We start from the raw sequence: 20,261 nt of genomic DNA on the forward strand, positions 1-20,261 counted from the left end.
TCGCGATGGTCGTCAACGATAACGCGGCAAGACTGACACCCCGCGGCGTTTTCAGGTTCATCGCGAGCAAGCTCGCTCCTACAGTGATGGGGGTGGTCAGAGGTTCTGCAGCGTATCGAGCAGTACCTTCACCTTGGTAATCGACTCCTGATACTCAGCCTGCCACTGCGAGTCCGCGACAATCCCGCCACCGCCCCAGCAACACACCTGCCCGTCCTTGACCAGCAAACTACGGATGGCGATGGAGCTGTCCATTTCGCCGCGTACGTCCAGGTACAGCAACGAACCGCAATACAGGCCGCGCCGGGTCGGCTCCAGTTCGTCGATGATCTGCATGGCACGAATCTTTGGCGCGCCGGTAATCGAGCCGCCGGGGAAGCTGCCGGCGATCAGGTCCAGGGCATCGCGCTCATCCGCCAGTTCACCGGTGACGCTGCTCACCAGGTGGTGCACGTTCGGATAGCTTTCCAGGCTGAACAATTCCGGCACCCGTACCGAGCCTGTGCGGCAGGTGCGACCGAGGTCGTTGCGCAGCAGGTCGACAATCATCAGGTTTTCCGCGCGGTCCTTGGGGCTGGCCAGCAATTCGGCGGCGTTCGCGGCGTCCTGCTCGGGCGTCAGGCCCCGGGGGCGAGTGCCCTTGATCGGGCGGGTTTCCACATGGCCCTGGCTGACTTTGACGAAGCGTTCAGGCGACAGGCTGAGTACGGCATCGCCATCAGGCAAGTTCTGGAAACCGGAAAAAGGCGTCGGGCAAGCAGCGCGTAGCGCACAGTAAGCGGCCCACGGATCACCCAGGCAGGGTGCGCGAAACCGTTGGGCGAAATTGACCTGATAGCAGTCGCCGGCCTGAATGTACTGCTGGATGCGCTCGATGGCCTGTTGATACTCATCGGCGCTCAAGTCGGCAGTCATCGGGGTGAGCAGCTTGAAGGGCGCGCTCGCTTGCGGCTCAGGCTGGCTGAACAGTTCGATCAGGCGCTGACGCTCGCTGTCGGGCAGGGTCGGGTGGAACACCAATTGACTGGTCTGCGAAAGGTGATCGCTGATCAAGGCCCAGCCGTACAAGCCGAAGCGCGCATCAGGCAGATGCAGGTCATCACTGGCCTGGCTCGGCAGGCGCTCCAGATGTCGGCCGAAGTCGTAACTCAGGTAACCGATCAACCCACCGGCAAACGGCAACTCATAATCTGCCGGCAGAATGGCTTCGCCCAGGCGTGTCAGGTTGTCGCGCAGGCGTTGCAGGAAAGCATCGCCACTTTCGTCGGGCGACACCGTCAGTTGTTCCAGTGGCCAGGCGCTGAGCAGGTCATAGCGACCGCGGTCGGCGCTGGGGCGGCCACTGTCGAGCAGGACGGCACCGGGCGCATGGCGAATCGCCGCGAAATATTCGGCGGGGTTGGCGCGATAGGGCAGCGGGTGTACGGAACAGGTCAACATGGGCGGGGGAAGTCAGCCATCGAGGCGGGGTGGCGATTGTAGTCCCCTCGGAGAATTGCTCCTAGAGGGGATTGATTGCTGTAGGAGCGAGCTCGCTCGCGATGGTCGTCAACGATAACGCTGTATGCCTGACCCCCCACAGTGTTTTCAGGTTCATCGCGAGCAAGCTCGCTCCTACAATCGATGGGCCTCAGTTCATCGCGAGCAAGAGAAGGGCCTCAGCCCTCGACCGCAGGAATATGCCCAAACATCTCCTGCACAAACGCCACGCGTTCTTCGACCGATTCACTCACGCCGCGCGCCTTCAGGTCTTCCAGCCGCGCCTCGACCGCATGAGTGCGCAACGTCAGGCCGCAGTCATTGGCAATCTGGATATTCAGCCCCGGCCGGGCGTTGAGCTCCAGAATCAGCGGGCCTTTTTCCTGGTCCAGAACCATGTCGACACCGATGTAGCCCAGGCCGCACAACTCATAGCAACCAGCGGCGAGTTTCATGAAACCGTCCCAGTAGGGCAGTTGCACGCCATCCACTGCATTGGTGGTGTCCGGGTGTTTGTTGATGATGTTGTTCAGCCAGGTGCCGCGCAGGGTCAGGCCGGTGGCCAGGTCCACACCGACGCCGATGGCGCCCTGGTGCAGGTTGGCCTTGCCGTTGGACTGGCGCGTCGGCAGGCGCAACATGGCCATCACCGGGTAGCCCATCAAAACAATGATGCGAATGTCCGGCACGCCTTCGTAACTGATGCTCTTGAAGATCTGGTCCGGAATCACGCGGTATTCGATCAGCGCCCGGTCGCGGTGACCGCCCAGGGAATACAGGCCGGTCAGGATGCTGGAAACCTGGTGTTCGATTTCTTCATGGCTGATGATCCGGCCGGACACCGTGCGATAACGCCCTTCAAAGCGGTCGGCGATGACCAGGATGCCATCTCCGCCAGCGCCCTGGGCCGGTTTGATCACGAAGTCATTGCGTGCGCCGATGATCTCTTCGAGATTGTCGATTTCCTTCTCGGTGGAGATCACGCCATACAGTTCGGGCACATGGATGCCGGCGGCGATGGCGCGTTCCTTGGTGATGATCTTGTCATCGACGATCGGGTACAGGCTGCGCTTGTTGTATTTGAGCACGTAGTCTGCGTTGCGCCGATTGATCCCCATGATGCCCCGGGCTTCCAGGGCCTTCCAGGTCTTCCAGAGGCCGAACATCAGGCGTCAGCCTTTTTCAGGAAGGCCTTGAAGCGCACCAGTTCGGTCAGGCGGTAACCGCGATAACGACCCATGGCCAGCATGAAGCCCACCAGGATCAGCAGGATCGCCGGGAAAGTGAACACGAAGTACACCAGTTCCGGCACGCTCATGATCAGATGCGCCAGGGACGCGGCGAACAGCGTGCCGACGGCCACTTTCATGGCATGGCCACCGCCGCGCTCTTCCCAGGTGATCGACAGGCGTTCGATGGTCATGGTCAGGATCACCATCGGGAACAGCGCCACCGACAAACCGCGTTCCAGGCCGAGTTTATGGCTGAGCAGACTGATGGCCGCAATCAGCACCACCACGAACGTCAGCACCACCGACAGCCGCGGCAGCATTTGCAGTTTCAGGTGTTCGAGATAGGAGCGCAGCGACAAGCCCAGCGCCGTGATGATGGTAAACAGCACGATACCGAAGCCGAGCTGGGTTTCGCGGAAGGCCAGGGCGATCAGCACCGGGGTGAAAGTGCCCAGGGTCTGGATGCCGATCAGGTTGCGCAGGATCAGGATCACCAGCACGCCGATCGGGATCATCACCATGATCATGAAGGTCTGCTGGGTTTGCAGCGGCAGGCCGTACAGCGAGTACTCGAGGAAATTGGCGTCGGTGTTTTCGTCGGTCAGCTTGGCCAGGCGAATGGCGTTCATTTCGCTGTTGTTCAGGCTGAAGGTCACGTTGGCTTTCTTGCCACCATCGACGGTGATTAGGTTTTCGTCGCCGGTCCACCACAGCAGGCGGTCGGTCGGCAGGCCCTGTTCACCTGTTTCCGGGTTGAAGTACAGCCAGTCGGTGCCATTGAAACTGCGCAGCCACAGTTCCGGCATTTGCGGCTGGTCGGCCACCAGGCGGATGGTGTGGACCTTCTCGATCGGCACATGGGCGATGGACAGCAGCAGCTCGACGACTTTCGCCTTGTGCGCCGCGGATGGGTCACCAGCCAGCAGCAGCTTCACGTTGTCGTCGTTGAGGTTGTTGACCCGCTTGATGGCTTCGCCGACGAAAGTTTCGACATCGGCCGAGTGTTGGCGAATCGGTGCGAGCAGGGCTTCGGCGGCGATTTTTTCCGGGCCTTCGATGGTCATGCTGTCGCGAAAGGTCGGGCCTTTGATCTTGGCTTTCTCACCGGAATAACGCTTGGTCAGCACCAGGCGGTAATACAGCGTCTGATTGCCTTTGGCCCGGCGTGCCGACCAAGTGACCTTGCGGTTGCCGTCGACCCGGTTCACGGCCACGCCGTAGTTGTTGGAGATGAAGCTCTCGTTGAGGCTCACGAAGTCGCGGCTCAGCGGAGGCACGAACATCTGGATCTTGACCGGATCCTTGGCACTGGCGACGAACTCGACCTTGGCGTCGATGTTCCACAGGTCGTCGGTGGCGTCTTCGGTCACCGGGATGCCCAGCACGAAGATCTGATAGGCCGTAACTGAAATGCCCAGCACCACCAGGATGGCGATCAGCAGTTTCAGGTGAAGGGTAAGAGAGCGCATTTGAATTACTCGGCGGTATGAGCGTCGGTGGTGCAGGCAGGTTTGCCGGCAGCATATTTAAGGCTGGGGTCAACCAGAGCATCGAAACGTTTGAGGGCTTCGGAGCCAATCAGTAGCGGGTATTGGAAAGCGCTGCGGTCGGTCAGGTTCACTTCGATGCTGCGCAGGGCCGAGCCCATGCAGATGTCCAGTTCGATCACCGGGCGAGCGGTGTACTTCTTGCCTTCCTCCGGATCGTAGTCGCCGGCCCGGCGCTTGATCTTGCTGACACGGGCCAGCGGGCGTTCGATCGGGTGCGAATGGGCGGCGTCGATGGCCAGGTAAAAGCGCACCCACGACTCGCCGTTGCGTTTGAAACGTTTGATATCCCGTGCACTCAGGGAGGCGGTTTTCGCCCCGGTGTCGAGTTTGGCCGCCACTTCCAGATCGATGCCATTGAGCGATGCGTACTCGTTAAGGCCATACACGGTCTTTTCCCCGGCCATTGCGAAACCGGGCAGGCAAAGGAAATAAAGGAAGGTGGGGAAGGGCTTGAGTCTCATAAATCCTGATGCGCAGCGGTCCGACTTGATTCAAGGCCCTGGCATCGCTGCGCAAGCTCCCTCGTATGCCTGTCAGGTTTTTATGACAGGCAGTGCAGATGTGACAAACAAATGCGGGCGGCATTCTAGCACGGTGGTTTGATGGCGCCAGCGCTGGCCGGTGGCTATAAATAGGCCGGTTGCTTCGTAATGGTGCAACCGGTTATCAGAAGATTGTCGACAATATCGATTTATACTTTGACTGTGTCGCCACTATTCGATAGTTTTTGCGGCACTGGCTTACAAGGTGTCGACAATATGCTGGATCAACTCGATCCCCCGGTTTCTACGCAAGACGATACGGAGACGCTTTCCGAGAACGTCTTCCGACGCATTCAGGCGGCTATCGTCAAAGGCGATATCGCGCCGGGCAGCAAAATCTCCGAACCGGAACTGGCGCGCACCTACGGCATCAGCCGTGGCCCGTTGCGCGAGGCCATCCACCGTCTGGAAGGCCAGCGCCTGCTGGTTCGCGTGCCGCATGTCGGCGCACGGGTGGTGTCGCTCAATCACGCCGAACTGATTGAGCTATACGAAATCCGCGAATCCCTGGAAGGCATGGCCTGTCGCCTGGCCGCCGAGCGCATGAGCCTCGAAGAAATCGACGAGCTGCGTCGGGTCCTGGAAACCCACGAACGCGATGAGGCGTTTCAGGCCGGGAGAGGCTACTACCAGCAGGAAGGCGATTTCGACTTCCACTACCGAATCATCCAGGGCAGCGGCAACCGTACGCTGACCCAAATGCTCTGCGGCGAGCTGTATCAACTGGTGCGCATGTACCGCATCCAGTTTTCCACCACGCCCAATCGCCCGCACCAGGCGTTTGCCGAGCACCACCGAATTCTCGATGCCATCGCCGACCGTGACGGTGAACTGGCCGAGTTGTTGATGCGCCGTCACATCGGCGCCTCCAAACGCAACATCGCCCGTCATTACCAGGACGGCGCTAACCCGACAGCCAAACGAGGTGAGTCATGAGTTTGAACAAGAGCACTCCAGGCCAGCGTTTCCGCGATGCGGTCGCCAGCGAGCATCCATTGCAAGTGGTCGGCGCGATCAACGCCAACCATGCGCTGCTGGCCAAGCGCGCCGGTTTCAAGGCGATCTACCTGTCGGGTGGCGGGGTGGCTGCCGGCTCCCTCGGCGTGCCGGACCTGGGCATCACCGGCCTGGATGACGTGCTGACCGACGTGCGCCGCATCACCGATGTTTGCGACCTGCCGCTGCTGGTGGATGTGGACACCGGTTTCGGTTCCTCGGCGTTCAACGTCGCCCGTACCGTGAAGTCGATGATCAAGTTCGGCGCGGCGGCGATTCACATCGAAGACCAGGTCGGCGCCAAGCGCTGCGGTCACCGTCCTAACAAGGAAATCGTGACCCAGCAGGAAATGGTCGACCGCATCAAAGCGGCCGTCGATGCCCGTACCGATGACAGCTTCGTGATCATGGCCCGTACCGACGCCCTGGCGGTGGAAGGTCTGGAGTCTGCCCTGGATCGCGCCGCCGCGTGCATCGAGGCCGGCGCTGACATGGTGTTCCCGGAAGCCATCACTGAGCTGGAAATGTACAAGCTGTTCGCCAATCGCGTGAAAGCGCCGATCCTGGCCAACATCACCGAATTCGGCGCGACGCCGCTGTACACCACCGAACAGCTGGCCGCTGCCGACGTATCGCTGGTGCTGTACCCGCTGTCGGCGTTCCGTGCCATGAACAAGGCTGCGGAAAACGTCTACACCGCGATCCGTCGCGATGGCACGCAACAGAACGTCATCGACACCATGCAGACTCGCATGGAACTTTACGATCGCATCGACTACCACACCTTCGAGCAGAAGCTCGATGCGTTGTTCGCCGCGAAAAAATAATGAACACCGTGTACCTGTAGGAGCGAGTTCGCTCGCGATGGTGGGCCATACACCGCGGGGTATCAGTTTTCCCGCGTCATCATCGGCGTCCATCGCGAGCAAGCTCGCTCCTACAGATGAAAGATTGGTTTCCCTAAAAAATTCAAGAATTGGAGACAGCAATGGCCGAAGCAAAAGTACTCAGTGGCGCCGGGCTCCGTGGCCAGGTAGCCGGGCAAACCGCACTGTCCACCGTGGGCCAGTCGGGTGCCGGTCTGACCTATCGTGGTTATGACGTACGTGAACTGGCGGCTGACGCACAGTTCGAAGAAGTTGCTTACCTGCTGCTGTACGGCGAACTGCCGAGCAAGGCGCAACTGGCAGCCTACGTTGCCAAACTGAGCAAGCTGCGCGACCTGCCGCAAGCGCTCAAAGAAGTGCTGGAACGCATCCCCGCCGACGCCCACCCGATGGACGTGATGCGCACTGGCTGCTCGTTCCTGGGCAACCTGGAGCCGGAGAGCAACTTCTCCGAGCAACACGACAAGACCGACCGCCTGCTGGCCGCGTTCCCGGCGATCATGACCTACTGGTATCGCTTCAGCCACGAAGGCAAGCGCATCGATTGCGTGAGTGACGAGCAGTCCATCGGCGGCCACTTCCTGCACCTGCTGCACGGCAAGAAGCCGAGCGAGCTGCACGTCAAGGTGATGAACGTTTCGCTGATCCTCTACGCGGAGCACGAGTTCAACGCGTCGACCTTCACCGCACGTGTTTGCGCCTCGACCCTGTCCGACCTGTATTCGTGCATCACCGCGGCCATCGGCTCGCTGCGCGGTCCGCTGCACGGTGGCGCCAACGAAGCGGCGATGGAAATGATCGAGCGTTTCTCGTCGCCGGAAGACGCGATCAAGGGCACCCTCGGCATGCTCGAGCGCAAGGACAAGATCATGGGCTTCGGCCACGCGATCTATAAGGACAACGATCCGCGTAACGAGGTGATCAAGGGCTGGTCGAAAAAGCTTGCTGACGAAGTGGGTGACAAGGTGTTGTTCCCGGTGTCCGAAGCCATCGACAAGACCATGTGGGAGCAGAAGAAACTGTTCCCGAACGCCGACTTCTACCATGCCTCGGCGTACCACTTCATGGGCATCCCGACCAAGTTGTTCACACCGATCTTCGTCTGCTCGCGCCTGACCGGCTGGGCCGCCCACGTGTACGAACAACGTGCCAACAACCGCATCATCCGTCCAAGCGCCGAATACACCGGCGTTGAGCAGCGCAAGTTCGTACCAATCGAACAACGCTGAATGGTGGCGGCCGGCACCGGGATCTGAATGCAACGCAGATCCCTGTAGGAGCGAGCTTGCTCGCGATGGAGTGTCATTCACATTGGTGTCGACTGACACGCCATCGCGAGCAAGCTCGCTCCCACAGTGGATTGTGTTCACTTCAAGTCTGGTGCCAGGCCCCACCTTTTGTAACTACCGTGACCGAGTCCTGACGATGAACACACAATTTCGTAAACCGCTGCCCGGCAGCCACCTGGATTACTTCGATGTCCGCGCAGCGGTCGAGGCGATCCAGCCTGGCGCCTACGACACCCTGCCGTACACCTCCCGTGTACTGGCGGAAAACCTTGTGCGTCGCTGCGACCCGGCCACGCTCACCGAATCCCTGAAGCAATTCATCGAGCGCAAGCGCGACCTCGACTTCCCGTGGTTCCCGGCCCGCGTGGTGTGCCACGACATTCTCGGCCAGACCGCGCTGGTCGACCTCGCCGGCCTGCGTGACGCCATCGCCCTGCAGGGCGGTGATCCGGCGCAAGTGAACCCGGTGGTGCCGACCCAACTGATCGTCGACCACTCCCTGGCCGTCGAGCGCGGTGGCTTCGATCCGGAAGCGTTCGAGAAGAACCGCGCCATCGAAGACCGTCGCAACGAAGACCGTTTCCACTTCATCAACTGGACCAAGAAGGCGTTCAAGAACGTCGACGTGATCCCGCCGGGCAACGGCATCATGCACCAGATCAACCTGGAGAAAATGTCTCCGGTGATCCAGGTGCGTGACGGCGTGGCCTTCCCTGATACCTGCGTCGGCACCGACAGCCACACCCCGCACGTCGATGCGTTGGGCGTGATCGCCATCGGTGTCGGTGGTCTGGAAGCCGAAAGCGTAATGCTCGGCCGCGCATCGTGGATGCGTCTGCCGGAAAGCGTCGGCGTCGAGCTGACCGGCAAGCTGCAGCCGGGCATCACCGCCACCGACATGGTGCTGGCGCTGACCGAGTTCCTGCGCAAGCAAAAAGTGGTTGGCGCGTGGCTGGAATTCTTCGGTGAAGGTGCTGCGGCGCTGACCCTCGGCGACCGCGCGACCATCTCCAACATGGCCCCGGAATACGGCGCCACCGCGGCGATGTTCTACATCGACCAGCAGACCATCGACTACCTCAAGCTCACCGGCCGTGAAGACGAGCAGGTGCAGTTGGTCGAGAACTACGCCAAGCAGGTCGGCCTGTGGGCTGACAGCCTCAAAGGCGCGCAATACGAGCGCGGCCTGACGTTCGACCTGTCCTCGGTAGTGCGTAACATGGCTGGCCCGAGCAACCCGCACGCCCGTGTGGCGGTTTCGGATCTGGCCGCCAAAGGCATCTCCGGTCAGTGGGACGATGTGCCGGGGCAAATGCCGGACGGCGCGGTGATCATCGCCGCCATCACCAGCTGCACCAACACCAGCAACCCGCGCAACGTGATCGCTGCCGGCCTGCTGGCGCGCAATGCCAACAAGCTCGGCCTGACCCGCAAGCCGTGGGTCAAGTCGTCCCTGGCACCGGGCTCCAAAACCGTGGCGCTGTACCTCGATGAAGCCGGTTTGACCGATGAGCTGGAACAGCTCGGTTTCGGCGTCGTGGCCTTCGCCTGCACCACCTGCAACGGCATGTCCGGCGCACTGGACCCGGTGATCCAGCAAGAGATCATCGACCGTGACCTGTACGCCACTGCTGTGTTGTCCGGTAACCGTAACTTCGACGGCCGGATTCACCCGTACGCCAAGCAGGCGTTCCTCGCGTCGCCGCCACTGGTGGTCGCTTACGCCATCGCCGGTACCATCCGTTTCGACATCGAAAAAGATGTGCTGGGCGTTGTCGACGGCAAGGAAATCCGCCTGAAGGACATCTGGCCGAGCGACGAAGAAATCGACGCTGTGGTGAAAGCCTCGGTCAAGCCTGAGCAGTTCCGTCAGGTCTACATCCCGATGTTCGCCATCCACGAAGACACCGGTCCCAAAGTCGCGCCGCTGTACGAGTGGCGCGAGATGAGCACCTACATCCGCCGTCCGCCGTACTGGGAAGGCGCACTGGCCGGCGCCCGTCCGCTCAAGGGCATGCGCCCGCTGGCGGTGCTGCCGGACAACATCACCACCGATCACCTGTCGCCGTCCAACGCCATCATGCTCGACAGCGCCGCGGGCGAATACCTGGCGAAAATGGGCCTGCCGGAAGAGGACTTCAACTCCTACGCGACTCATAGGGGCGACCATTTGACTGCGCAGCGCGCAACCTTCGCCAACCCGAAACTGTTCAACGAAATGGTTCTGGAAAACGGCAAGGTCAAGCAGGGCTCGCTGGCCCGCGTCGAGCCGGAAGGCAAAGTGATGCGCATGTGGGAAGCCATCGAAACCTACATGGATCGCAAGCAGCCGCTGATCATCATCGCAGGTGCCGACTACGGTCAGGGTTCGTCCCGCGACTGGGCGGCCAAGGGCGTGCGCCTGGCGGGTGTGGAAGCGATTGCCGCCGAAGGTTTCGAGCGCATTCACCGCACCAACCTGGTGGGCATGGGCGTGTTGCCGCTGGAATTCAAGCCGGGCACCAACCGCCACACCCTGGCCATCGACGGCAGCGAAACCTACGACGTGATTGGCGACCGCACCCCGCGTGCCGAGCTGACCCTGGTGATCCATCGCAAGAATGGCGAGCGCGTCGATGTGCCGGTGACCTGCCGCCTCGACACTGCTGAAGAAGTGTCGATCTACGAAGCCGGTGGCGTGCTGCAACGCTTCGCCCAGGACTTCCTCGAAGAGTCGGCGGTTGCCGTTTAACACGCGCAGTACAGATACGGGACTTCAAGTCCCGTATCTGCTTTCAGATTAGGAGTAACGAGCACCATGGCTCATGCACCGCAGATCAAAATTCCAGCGACATACATGCGCGGCGGCACCAGCAAAGGCGTGTTTTTCAGCCTGAAGGATTTACCTGAAGCTGCACAGGTCCCGGGCCAGGCCCGCGATGCTTTGCTGCTGCGGGTGATCGGCAGCCCCGACCCGTATGACAAACAAATCGACGGCATGGGTGGCGCGACTTCCAGCACCAGCAAAACCGTGATCCTGTCGAAAAGCATCAAGGCCGATCACGATGTCGATTACCTGTTCGGTCAGGTGTCCATCGACAAGCCCTTCGTGGATTGGAGCGGCAACTGCGGCAACCTGTCGGCGGCGGTCGGTTCGTTCGCCGTCAGCAATGGCCTGGTGGACGCCAGCCGCATCCCGCACAACGGCGTGGCGGTGGTTCGCGTGTGGCAGGCCAACATTGGCAAGACCATCATCGCCCACGTGCCGATCACCAATGGTGAAGTACAGGAAACCGGCGATTTCGAACTCGACGGCGTGACCTTCCCGGCGGCCGAAGTGCAGATCGAGTTCCTCGATCCGGCGGCGGACGAAGAGGGCGGCGGCGGTTCGATGTTCCCTACCGGCAACCTGGTGGACGACCTGGAAGTGCCCGGCGTCGGCACCTTCAAGGCGACCATGATCAATGCCGGCATCCCGACGATTTTCGTCAATGCCGAAGACATCGGCTACAAGGGCACCGAGTTGCAGGGCGCGATCAACGGCGACCCGAAAGCCTTGCTGATGTTCGAAACCATCCGCGCCTACGGGGCATTGCGCATGGGCCTGATCTCGAACGTCGACGAAGCGGCCAAGCGGCAGCACACGCCGAAGGTGGCCTTCGTCGCCAAACCGGCGGATTACGTATCGTCCAGTGGTAAGGCCATTGCGGCGGGTGATGTCGACCTGCTGGTGCGTGCACTGTCCATGGGCAAGTTGCACCACGCGATGATGGGTACTGCTGCGGTGGCAATCGGCACGGCGGCAGCGATCACCGGTACGCTGGTTAACCTCGCGGCAGGCGGTATCGAACGCAACGCGGTGCGCTTCGGCCACCCGTCCGGTACCTTGCGCGTCGGCGCCGAGGCCAGCCAGGTCAATGGCGAGTGGACCGTGAACAAAGCGATCATGAGCCGCAGTGCACGGGTGTTGATGGAAGGGTTTGTCCGTGTGCCGGGTGATTCTTTCTAAGATCATCCAAACACCTGTGGGAGCGAGCTTGCTCGCGATGGGGCCAACACATTCAATACGTGTGCTGGCTGATGCACCGCCATCTCGAGCAAGCTCGCTCCCACAGTGGCCTGCATTTCAATCATAAGAATTTGTCATTGACTGAGATTGCCCTGAACCGAGGTCCCATCAACGAACACCGCAGAGTGAATCGAACATGAGTGCCAACGTCGACCTGAACAACCGCCCCGACTACGACAAGGTCCTGCAGGACATTGCCGATTACGTCCTCAACTACAAGATCGAGTCAAAAGAGGCGCTGGATACTGCGCGTAACTGTCTGATCGATACCTTGGGTTGCGGCCTGCTGGCCCTGCGTTTTCCCGAGTGCACCAAGCATTTGGGGCCAGTGGTAGAAGGCACTGTCGTGCCGTTCGGCGCCCGGGTGCCGGGGACCAGTTACCGACTCGATCCTGTGAAGGCGGCGTGGGACATCGGCTGCATCGTGCGCTGGCTCGACTACAACGACACCTGGCTCGCGGCGGAGTGGGGGCATCCGTCGGACAACCTCGGCGGTATTCTCGCGGTAGCCGACCATTTATCACAAAAGCACCTGGCTAATGGTGTGGCACCGCTGACCGTGCGTACAGTGCTTGAAGCGATGATCATGGCCCATGAGATTCAAGGCGTGATTGCCCTGGAAAACTCGTTCAACCGTGTCGGCCTCGATCACGTCATTCTGGTGAAAGTGGCCTCGACCGCAGTCACCGCCAAGCTGATGGGTGCCAATCGCGAGCAGTTGTTGTCGGCGTTGTCTCACGCCTTTGCTGACGGTCAGGCATTGCGCACGTATCGGCATGCGCCGAATGCCGGTTCGCGTAAATCCTGGGCGGCGGGGGATGCGTCCAGTCGTGGCGTGCGTTTGGCGGACATGGCGATGCGCGGCGAAATGGGTATTCCCGGTGTGTTGAGTGCCAGGCAGTGGGGGTTTTACGACGTATTGTTCAGCCACACCAACAACGATCTGGCGCTCAAGCCTGAAGACAAGCGTGCGTTCAGTTTCTCGCGACCGTACGGCAGTTATGTGATGGAAAACGTGTTGTTCAAGATCAGTTTTCCGGCCGAGTTCCATGCGCAAACGGCCTGTGAGGCGGCGGTAACCCTGCATCCGCAAGTGCGCAATCGTCTGCACGAAATCGACCGGATCGTCATCACCACTCACGAGTCGGCGATTCGCATCATTTCCAAGGTCGGCCCGCTGGCCAATGCCGCTGATCGCGATCACTGCATCCAGTACATGACTGCCGTGCCGCTGGCCTTTGGCAATCTGGTTGCCGAGTATTACGAAGATGATTTCCACAAGGCGCATCCGATCATCGATGTGCTGCGCGACAAGATGGTGATAGTTGAGGAGCCGCGTTTCACCCGTGAGTATCTGGAGTCCGACAAGCGCTCCATTGCCAACGCGGTGCAGGTGTTTTTCAAGGACGGGTCGAGTACTGAAAACGTGGTGGTGGAATACCCGATTGGGCATCGTCGACGTCGGGTCGAAGGCATTCCGTTGCTGGAGGACAAGTTCAGGGCGAACTTGCTGACACGATTCACCGGGCAGCGTAGCGAGGAGATTTTTGCACTGTGCAGGGATCAGCAGAAACTTGAGGCGACACCGGTAAACCGGTTTGTGGATTTGTTTGTTATCTAGGAGACCGCGTTATCGTTCATCGCGAGCAGGCTCGCTCCCACAGGAGATCTGCGGTGAACACAAATCAACTGTGGGAGCGAGCTTGCTCGCGATGAGGGCCGAACAGGCAATAAAGAACTACTTGAAACGCCGCTCCACACCTTTCTCCACGAGAATCTTCGCGGAGATTTCTTCTACGGAAAAGTGCGTGGAGTTGATGTTCGGAATGTTCTCGCGGCGGAACAGGTTTTCCACCTCGCGAACTTCGAACTCGCACTGGGCGTAGCTCGAATAGCGGCTGTTGGGCTTGCGCTCGTTGCGGATCGCGGTAAGGCGGTCCGGGTCGATGGTCAGGCCGAACAGCTTGTGCTGGTGGGCGCGCAGGGCGGACGGCAGTTGCAGGCGCTCCATGTCGTCTTCGGTCAGCGGGTAGTTGGCTGCACGGATACCGAACTGCATCGCCATGTACAGGCACGTCGGCGTCTTACCACATCGCGACACGCCCACTAGTATCAGGTCGGCCTTGTCGTAATAGTGCGTGCGGGCGCCGTCGTCGTTGTCGAGGGCGAAGTTAACGGCCTCGATACGCTCCATGTAGTTGGTGTTGGCGCCGATGGAGTGGGACTTGCCCACGGTATAGGAAGAATGCTCGGTCAGTTCCTGTTCAAGCGGTGCCAGGAACGTCGAGAAAATGTCGATCATGAAACCATTCGAGGTTGCGAGAATCTCACGAATGTCCTGATTGACGATGGTGTCGAAGATAATCGGACGGAAGCCGTCGGTTTCGGCGGCTTTGTTGATTTGTTGTACCATGGCCCGCGCTTTGTCCACGTTGTCGATGTACGGCCGCGTGACTTTGCTGAAGGTAATGTTTTCGAACTGCGCCAGAAGGCTTTGACCCAGGGTTTCGGCGGTAATGCCGGTACCATCGGAGATAAAGAAAGCAGATCGTTTCATTTGCACCTTGGGCCTTAAGCTAGTGACGAATCTTGGATATGATAGGCGCGATTTGCCGGCCGCCATTGGCCCGCATTCTCACTTATTTTCCAGGTCCAGGCCATATAACCGGCAAATGCTCACTTAAGCAGCCGGTTTCTGAGCTTTTCCAACACAGTTAGTGGAGAGATCACCTTGGTAGAGTACGTAGTTTCCCTCGATAAGCTCGGCAAACACGATGTTGAGCATGTGGGGGGCAAGAACGCATCCCTGGGCGAGATGATCAGCAACCTTGCAGGTGCCGGTGTATCGGTGCCCGGTGGCTTCGCCACGACCGCTCAGGCTTATCGTGATTTCCTGGAACTGAGCGGCCTGAATCAGCAGATTCACGATGCGCTCGATGCCCTGGACGTCGATGACGTGAATGCGCTGGCCAAGACCGGTGCCCAGATCCGCCAATGGATCATGGAAGCCGAGTTCCCTGAAAAACTGAATGCCGAAATTCGTACCGCGTTCGCCACGCTGTCCGCCGGCAACCCTGACGTGGCCGTGGCCGTGCGTTCTTCCGCCACTGCCGAAGACTTGCCCGACGCATCCTTTGCCGGCCAGCAGGAAACCTTCCTGAACATCCGTGGTGTCGAAAACGTCATTCGCGCCGCCAAAGAGGTGTTCGCCTCGCTGTTCAACGACCGTGCCATTTCCTATCGCGTGCACCAGGGCTTCGACCACAAGCTGGTTGCCCTGTCCGCTGGCGTGCAGCGCATGGTCCGTTCCGAAACCGGCACCGCCGGCGTGATGTTCACCCTCGATACCGAGTCGGGCTTCCGTGACGTGGTGTTCATCACCGGCGCCTACGGCCTGGGTGAAACCGTCGTACAAGGCGCGGTGAACCCGGATGAGTTCTACGTCCATAAAGGCACGCTGGCCGCGGGTCGCCCGGCGATCCTGCGCCGCAACCTGGGCAGCAAAGCCATCAAGATGATCTACGGCGACGAGGCCAAGGCCGGTCGTTCGGTCAAGACCGTCGACGTGGACAAGGCTGAGCGCGCACGTTTCTGCCTGACCGACGCCGAAGTCAGCGAACTGGCCAAGCAGGCGATGATCATCGAGAAGCACTACCAGTGCCCGATGGACATTGAGTGGGCCAAGGACGGTGACGACGGCAAGCTGTACATCGTGCAGGCCCGTCCGGAAACCGTGAAGAGCCGCACCCAGGCCAACGTCATGGAACGTTACCTGTTGAAAGAAACCGGCACCGTGCTGGTGGAAGGTCGCGCCATCGGCCAGCGCATCGGCGCCGGCAAGGTGCGCATCATCAAGGACGTGTCCGAGATGGACAAGGTCCAGCCAGGCGACGTACTGGTTTCCGACATGACCGACCCGGACTGGGAGCCGGTCATGAAGCGCGCGAGCGCGATCGTCACCAACCGTGGCGGCCGTACTTGCCACGCGGCGATCATCGCCCGTGAGCTGGGTATTCCAGCGGTAGTAGGTTGCGGCAACGCCACCCAGCTGTTGAAAGATGGCCAGGGCGTGACTGTTTCCTGCGCTGAAGGCGACACCGGTTTCATCTTCGAAGGCGAACTGGGCTTCGACATCAAGAAGAACTCCGTGGACGCCATGCCTGAGCTGCCGTTCAAGATCATGATGAACGTCGGTAACCCGGACCGCGCCTTCGACTTCGCACAGCTGCCGAACGCCGGTGTGGGCCTGGCCCGCCTGGAGTTCATCATCAACCGCATGATCGGCGTGCACCCCAAGGCACTGCTGAACTACGACGGCCTGCCGCTGGACATCAAGGAAAGCGTCGACAAGCGCATCGCCGGCTACAACGATCCGGTCGGCTTCTACGTCGAGAAACTGGTCGAAGGCATCAGCACCCTGGCGGCTGCGTTCTGGCCGAAAAAGGTCATCGTGCGTCTGTCGGACTTCAAGTCCAACGAATACGCCAACCTGATCGGCGGCAAGCTATACGAGCCGGAAGAAGAGAACCCGATGTTGGGCTTCCGCGGTGCCTCGCGTTACATCAGCGAATCGTTCCGCGACTGCTTCGAGCTCGAATGCCGCGCCCTCAAGCGCGTGCGCAACGAGATGGGCCTGACCAACGTCGAAATCATGGTGCCGTTCGTCCGTACCCTGGGCGAAGCGAGCCAGGTGGTGGATCTGCTGGCGGAAAATGGTCTGGCTCGTGGCCAGAACGGCCTGCGCGTGATCATGATGTGCGAACTGCCGTCCAACGCCATCCTGGCTGAAGAGTTCCTCGAATTCTTCGACGGTTTCTCCATCGGCTCCAACGACCTGACCCAGCTGACCCTGGGCCTGGACCGTGACTCCGGCATCATCGCCCACCTGTTCGACGAGCGTAATCCGGCGGTCAAGAAGCTGCTGGCCAATGCGATTGCCGCGTGCAACAAGGCCGGCAAATACATCGGTATCTGCGGTCAGGGTCCTTCGGACCACCCGGACCTGGCCAAGTGGCTGATGGAGCAGGGCATTGAAAGCGTTTCGTTGAACCCTGACTCCGTACTGGAAACCTGGTTCTTCCTGGCGGAAGGTCAAGCTTCGGCCTGATCCGGTGTAAACGGGCCGCTCTCTCTGTAGGAGCGAGCTTGCTCGCGAAAAACCTCAGGACACCGCGTTTATCCAGGATGAACGCGTTATCGTTGACGTCCATCGCGAGCAAGCTCGCTCCTACAGGGAGCGGTCTTTATGAGATTCAAGCAGGGCGGGCTCCATCTGGATGCCGCCCTTTTTTGTGCAAGAGATTATGCAAAGCAGCAGCAACCTATTTCCTGTCGCCCTGATCAGTGCCGAACGGCGCGGTGATCTGAGCGAAGATGTGTATCGTTTGAAACCCGGTAACAGTCCCGACTTCACCGTCGAATTGGCTGTGACACGCCTTGGCATGGCCGATGAGTCGTCCTCCCGTGGCGTGCCGGTGATCCTGCTGCACGGCAGCTTTTCCAATCGCCGGTTCTGGTTTTCTCCCAAAGGCCTGGGGTTGGGCGCTTACCTGGCCCGTCTGGGGTTCGATGTCTGGATTCCGGAAATGCGCGGTCACGGCCTGTCCCAGCGTAACCACGACTACCGCAAGAACCGTGTTGCCGACTACGCACGCTATGACCTGCCGGCCATTGGCGCGTTCGTGCGCGAACAGAGCGGGCAGGTGCCACACTGGATCGGTCACTCACTGGGCGGTATTACACTGGCCGCAGCGCTGGGTGGCGAGTACATCGGTGAGCCGGTCGTGGCCTCGGCGGCGTTTTTCGGTACACAAGTCAGTCGCACCTACTGGCCATTGAAGATTCCGCCGGTAGAGTGGAGCGGTCGCTTCATTCTCAAGCGTTTTGCCCAGTTGTCCGGCTCAAGGCTCAAGCGTGGTCCGGAGGACGAGCCCATCGGCCTGGCCCTGGAAGGCATGCGCTGGTACGGTCTGTTCGGGCGCTTTGGCGATGCCGATAAAAACTGGTGGGCGGGTTTGGCCGAGGTCAAGTTGCCGGTGCTTGCCGTGAGCGCTGCGGGTGATCATCAGGATCCTGCGTGGGCGTGTCGCAAGCTGTTCGAGCAGTTCGGTTCCGAGCACAAGCAATTCATCAACCTGGGGCGCGAGCAGGGCTTCGGCGACAATTTCGGTCACGTGGAAATGCTCGTCAGCAAGGCAGCCCAGGCTGAAGTCTGGCCTTTGGTGACGCGCTGGTTGGCCGATCAACAGACACCTTTGCCGGGAGCGCAACAGGATTTGGTCGCGGCGATCTGAGCCTGACGCTCTGACAAGGGCATTTCGCTCCGGTCGGCTTGCGGCTAAGATATGACGCATTGAGCTGTTCTGGTCACTTTCCGACATCCTCGATTGTCTTCCTCTTACAGGAGTTTCTCGATGAACCATTACATCACGCCTGACCTGTGCGACGCCTATCCGGAGCTGGTGCAGGTGCTGGAACCGATGTTCAGCAATTTCGGCGGCCGTGATTCCTTCGGCGGCGAAATCGTGACCATCAAATGCTTTGAAGACAACTCGCGGGTCAAGGAGCAGGTCGAGCTCAAGGGGAATGGCAAAGTGCTGGTGGTAGACGGTGGCGGTTCCCTGCGACATGCGTTGCTCGGTGACATGCTGGCCGAGAAAGCCGCGAAAAACGGTTGGGAAGGGCTGGTGATCTACGGTTGCATCCGCGACGTCGATATCATCGCGCAGACCGATCTGGGCGTTCAGGCCCTCGCCAGCCACCCGAGGAAATCCGACAGGCGCGGGCTCGGCGATCTCAACGTTGTGGTGACGTTTGCCGGCGTGACGTTCCGTCCAGGCGAATACATTTATGCGGACAACAACGGCGTGATCATCTCGCCCAGCCCGCTGAAAATGCCTGAATAAAGCGCCGGTTGACCAAAGGAGTGCGGATGTTCGAGGAAGAAAACGCGCAATGGGGGCTGGTGCATGCCCTGGTGCTGGACGGTAAAGGCGGTGCGCGTTCGATTGCCCGGACTGAACTCGATGACTTGCAGCTGCAGGCCCATGAAAGCCTGTGGCTGCACTGGGATCGCAGTCATCCGCAAACCCGGACCTGGTTGCGCAAATCCAGCGGTCTGAGCGAATTCAGCTGTGACCTGTTACTTGAAGAAAACACCCGTCCGCGACTTTTGCAGCTTTCGGACAGCGAACTGCTGCTATTTTTGCGCGGGGTCAATCTGAACCCTGGCGCCGAACCGGAAGACATGGTGTCGGTGCGGATTTTCGGCTCTGCCCAGCGTGTCATTTCCCTGCGTTTGCGTCCTTTGCGTGCCACTGACGAGTTGCTGGTGCAACTGTCCGAGGGCAAGGGGCCGAAAACTGCCTCCGAACTCATCCTTTGCATGGCGCAGTACCTCACCAACAAGGTGCAGGATCTGGTCAGCTGTCTCTCGGAAGTGGTCGATGAGGAAGAAGAAAAGCTGGATGCCGACGAACGGTATACTCCTGAGCACGGGGCGGTTTTGCAGATTCGTCGCCGGGCGGCTGCGTTGAAGCGCTTTCTGGCTCCGCAGCGGGACATTTTCGGGCAGTTGACGCGAATCAAGTTGCCCTGGTTCGTCGAGGATGACGGTGATTACTGGAACGAATTGAACAACAGCCTGACCCGCTACCTCGAAGAGCTGGAATTGACCCGGGAGCGGGTGGGGCTGGTCCTGGAGGCTGAAGACCGTCGCTTGAGCGTGCGCATGAACCGCACGATGTATCGCTTCGGGATCATCACCGGGATCTTTTTGCCGATGAGTTTTCTGGCCGGGCTTTTGGGGATCAACGTCGGTGGAATTCCATTCTCTGCCAGCCCTTACGGCTTTCTGATCGCTTGCCTGATGATGGTCTCGGTGGCGCTGGGGCAGTGGTGGTTGTTCCGACGTTTGCGCTGGGTCTGAGGGAAACCATGTGACCCGACCAAAACTGACCGCGTCTCCCACAGACATCACGAGAGGTGCGTATGCACGATCCGTTTGAACAGTCTTTACGCGACATGCTCAACGCCTCACCGTCCACCCGGGACGACGATGCGTGCCTGGGGCGTGTGCTGAAAACCGCCAACCGCCAGGTCGGCGCCGGTGATCTGTTCAGCCTGCTGGGGCGCTGGTTGCCCGCACTGATGATCGCCCTGAATAACGGATCGGCCCATGTCGCGCCGGTATCCCGTCTTCGTAAACCTACTGCTCGCACTGCTGATAAGGCTGATTGA

16 protein-coding genes are annotated in these 20,261 nt (G+C 60.1%); 11 read left to right on the forward strand and 5 right to left on the reverse strand.

The genetic code is table 11. The annotated features are described in order from the left end of the window. Nucleotides 1-96 precede the first annotated feature (96 nt). The 4 genes from pabB to rloA form a co-directional block, all read right to left on the reverse strand. A complete protein-coding gene (gene pabB, locus PSJE_RS06475; protein WP_090454025.1) occupies nt 97-1,440 on the reverse strand; it encodes an aminodeoxychorismate synthase component I in 1,344 nt (447 codons plus the stop codon). A 218-nt stretch (nt 1,441-1,658) separates the two neighbouring features. Then, the gene (locus PSJE_RS06480; protein WP_057715712.1) at nt 1,659-2,645 is read right to left on the reverse strand and encodes an alpha-L-glutamate ligase-like protein; all 987 of its coding nucleotides are present in this window, start codon (nt 2,643-2,645) and stop codon (nt 1,659-1,661) included. Beyond that, complete coding sequence (gene rloB, locus PSJE_RS06485; RefSeq protein ID WP_090454027.1) at nt 2,645-4,180, reverse strand: osmotic stress tolerance membrane protein RloB; 1,536 nt, start codon at nt 4,178-4,180, stop codon at nt 2,645-2,647. The genes PSJE_RS06480 and rloB overlap by 1 nt, the downstream gene beginning before the upstream one ends. A gap of 5 nt (nt 4,181-4,185) precedes the next feature. Further along, nucleotides 4,186-4,722: a retropepsin-like aspartic peptidase RloA gene (gene rloA, locus PSJE_RS06490; RefSeq protein ID WP_046042906.1), complete on the reverse strand. Its 537-nt coding sequence runs from the start codon at nt 4,720-4,722 to the stop codon at nt 4,186-4,188. A 297-nt stretch (nt 4,723-5,019) separates the two neighbouring features. Here rloA and PSJE_RS06495 point away from each other — a divergent pair, with 297 nt between their 5' ends. The 6 genes from PSJE_RS06495 (at nt 5,020) to prpD (ending at nt 13,644) form a co-directional block, all read left to right on the forward strand. Next, on the forward strand, nt 5,020-5,739 hold the full coding sequence (locus PSJE_RS06495) for a GntR family transcriptional regulator (RefSeq protein ID WP_008048579.1): 720 nt from the start codon (nt 5,020-5,022) through the stop codon (nt 5,737-5,739). Then, complete coding sequence (gene prpB / locus PSJE_RS06500) at nt 5,736-6,626, forward strand: methylisocitrate lyase (RefSeq protein ID WP_008017616.1); 891 nt, start codon at nt 5,736-5,738, stop codon at nt 6,624-6,626. The genes PSJE_RS06495 and prpB overlap by 4 nt, the downstream gene beginning before the upstream one ends. Nucleotides 6,627-6,787: 161 nt before the next feature. Further along, nucleotides 6,788-7,915, forward strand: coding sequence for a bifunctional 2-methylcitrate synthase/citrate synthase (gene prpC / locus PSJE_RS06505; RefSeq protein WP_090454029.1), 1,128 nt, complete (start codon nt 6,788-6,790; stop codon nt 7,913-7,915). A 196-nt stretch (nt 7,916-8,111) separates the two neighbouring features. Beyond that, the gene (gene acnD, locus PSJE_RS06510) at nt 8,112-10,706 is read left to right on the forward strand and encodes a Fe/S-dependent 2-methylisocitrate dehydratase AcnD (protein WP_057715708.1); all 2,595 of its coding nucleotides are present in this window, start codon (nt 8,112-8,114) and stop codon (nt 10,704-10,706) included. Nucleotides 10,707-10,772: 66 nt separating this feature from the next. Further along, nucleotides 10,773-11,963, forward strand: coding sequence for a 2-methylaconitate cis-trans isomerase PrpF (gene prpF / locus PSJE_RS06515; RefSeq protein ID WP_090454031.1), 1,191 nt, complete (start codon nt 10,773-10,775; stop codon nt 11,961-11,963). Between the two features lie 196 nt (nt 11,964-12,159). Beyond that, nucleotides 12,160-13,644 carry a 2-methylcitrate dehydratase gene (prpD, locus tag PSJE_RS06520; protein WP_090454033.1) on the forward strand — a complete coding sequence of 495 codons (1,485 nt, stop codon included), beginning with the start codon at nt 12,160-12,162 and terminating at the stop codon, nt 13,642-13,644. A gap of 117 nt (nt 13,645-13,761) precedes the next feature. Here prpD and ppsR read toward each other — a convergent pair whose 3' ends face one another. Continuing rightward, entirely contained in the window at nt 13,762-14,580 is an 819-nt protein-coding gene (gene ppsR / locus PSJE_RS06525) for a posphoenolpyruvate synthetase regulatory kinase/phosphorylase PpsR (protein ID WP_008048584.1), read from the reverse strand. Between the two features lie 174 nt (nt 14,581-14,754). Between ppsR and ppsA the strand changes: the two genes are divergently transcribed. From ppsA to PSJE_RS06560, 5 genes are all read left to right on the forward strand, one after another. Next, nucleotides 14,755-17,130, forward strand: a complete 2,376-nt coding sequence (ppsA, locus tag PSJE_RS06535) for a phosphoenolpyruvate synthase (RefSeq protein ID WP_090454035.1) — start codon at nt 14,755-14,757, stop codon at nt 17,128-17,130. Nucleotides 17,131-17,326: 196 nt separating this feature from the next. Then, nucleotides 17,327-18,316: an alpha/beta fold hydrolase gene (locus tag PSJE_RS06545; protein WP_090454039.1), complete on the forward strand. Its 990-nt coding sequence runs from the start codon at nt 17,327-17,329 to the stop codon at nt 18,314-18,316. A gap of 120 nt (nt 18,317-18,436) precedes the next feature. Continuing rightward, a complete protein-coding gene (rraA, locus tag PSJE_RS06550; RefSeq protein ID WP_008027412.1) occupies nt 18,437-18,928 on the forward strand; it encodes a ribonuclease E activity regulator RraA in 492 nt (163 codons plus the stop codon). A gap of 26 nt (nt 18,929-18,954) precedes the next feature. Continuing rightward, entirely contained in the window at nt 18,955-19,950 is a 996-nt protein-coding gene (locus PSJE_RS06555) for a zinc transporter ZntB (RefSeq protein ID WP_057715704.1), read from the forward strand. A gap of 62 nt (nt 19,951-20,012) precedes the next feature. After that, on the forward strand, nt 20,013-20,261 hold the full coding sequence (locus tag PSJE_RS06560; RefSeq protein ID WP_008017601.1) for a hypothetical protein: 249 nt from the start codon (nt 20,013-20,015) through the stop codon (nt 20,259-20,261).

The organism is Pseudomonas jessenii (genome assembly GCF_002236115.1).
Classification (GTDB): Bacteria; Pseudomonadota; Gammaproteobacteria; order Pseudomonadales; family Pseudomonadaceae; genus Aquipseudomonas; species Aquipseudomonas jessenii.